Here is a 1,471-nt window from a genome sequence, read left to right on the forward strand (position 1 = left end):
TAAGGCTTTTAATGCTCTCATTGAGACCATGGATGCAATAGAAAAAGCTTTGATTTTAAAACTTCAAGATGAATCACCAAATGCACTCAGAATTTTGGCAATGATTACAAATTTTGGAACCTTAAACCTCCCCCGATTATGGAGCCTTTGTTAAAAGCTTACGAACCAAATTTGGAGAGCCCCATTAAAAAGGTTGCTTAATTAAAAAAATAGAACTCCCCTCCCCGTTCTCAACAATGGGGAGGTGGTTAAGAAGGTAATAAAATTAAGGTGCACTATACCAAGTTGATCGTCCACCACCATGACGTATCAAAAGACCTTTTTCAACTAATGATGTAAAAGTTACTTTAAGTGTATTAGGGCTTGCACCAACCTCACGCACCATATCGCGGGTTGTAACACGTCCGTGATTACGCACATAATCAAGAATATTAAGAGCCAATTCAGATAAGGAAAAAAGAGCATTTTTTTCACTCTCTATTTTTATTTCTAATTGGCGTTTTTGTTTTTGTAGAGCACGTAAAAAAAAGAGTATCCAAGGTTCCCAATTGGGTGTTTTAGTATAAATTGTTTTTTGAGTCTGATTCAGAGCTAAGTAATAGCTTTCTTTATTATTCTCAATAATGCTTTCAAGTGATGAATATGGTACATAAACATAACCTTTTTGTAACAAAAGAAGGGTGGTTAAGATACGGCTTAAACGTCCATTTCCATCTTGAAAAGGATGAATAGCTAAAAATGTTACATTAAAAATACCAATCGTAAGTAAAGGATGAAGATCATTTAATTCATTGGTTTTATTGAACCAAGTAATAAGCTCTTGCATTCGGTATGGTGTATCAAATGGTGTAGCTGTTTCAAAAACAATGCCAACCATTTTTCCTTGAGAATTAAATGCTGCTACATCATTGCGTACAGTCTTATATTCACCTCGATGTCGTTGATCTTTCTCACTATTACACAAAAGATCACGATGAAGTTGTTTAATATGGTTTTCAGTAATAGAAATATCACTCCAAGATTGAAAGATTGTTTCCATAACCTTGGCATAACCGATAACTTCTTGTTCATCACGACTCTTGAAACGTTTAATTTCTAAGTTTACCAAAAGCTGTTCGATTTCGCGGTCTGTTAACTTACTCCCTTCAATGCGTGTAGAAGATCCAATACTTTCAACAGTAGCAATATGGCGAAGGGCGTTCAATCGCTCAGGTGCAAGAGTACCAAGAGCGCGCCATGCCCCTTTGAACTCATCAATCTCAGTAATGAGAGCCAACAATTTTTGTGTAATTTGGAGTGTATCTGTTTTCATACCGGAATATATACCCGATTATACCCGATTGTCAATCATTCGTAACACAGTAAACTCTTACTTCTTATGGCAGAGAAGAAGGCAAGGAGCAACTATGGATAAGAAGAATCGTAAGGGTCTATCGGTTCGTGCGTTTGCGAAGAAGATGGGGGTTTCACA

General features: G+C 36.5%; 1 protein-coding gene and 1 pseudogene. One reads left to right on the forward strand and one right to left on the reverse strand.

The window, feature by feature from the left end; translation table 11 throughout:
* Window positions 1-201, forward strand: a pseudogene (locus tag ACFILN_RS01295) (hypothetical protein); the annotation flags it as partial.
* Window positions 202-265: 64 nt separating this feature from the next.
* On the opposite strand, the gene ACFILN_RS01300 reads toward ACFILN_RS01295, so the two are convergent.
* A complete protein-coding gene (locus tag ACFILN_RS01300) occupies window positions 266-1,312 on the reverse strand; it encodes a Fic family protein (protein ID WP_375670691.1) in 1,047 nt (348 codons plus the stop codon).
* Window positions 1,313-1,471: the final 159 nt, after the last annotated feature.

Source organism: Bartonella sp. CL434QHHD (genome assembly GCF_042195145.1).
In the GTDB taxonomy this organism is placed as follows: domain Bacteria; phylum Pseudomonadota; class Alphaproteobacteria; order Rhizobiales; family Rhizobiaceae; genus Bartonella.

Coding starts and splice junctions, on each gene's coding strand:
- ACFILN_RS01300 (WP_375670691.1), bottom strand. CDS start 1,312: ATGAAAACAGATACACTCCAAATTACACAAAAATTGTTGGCTCTCATT.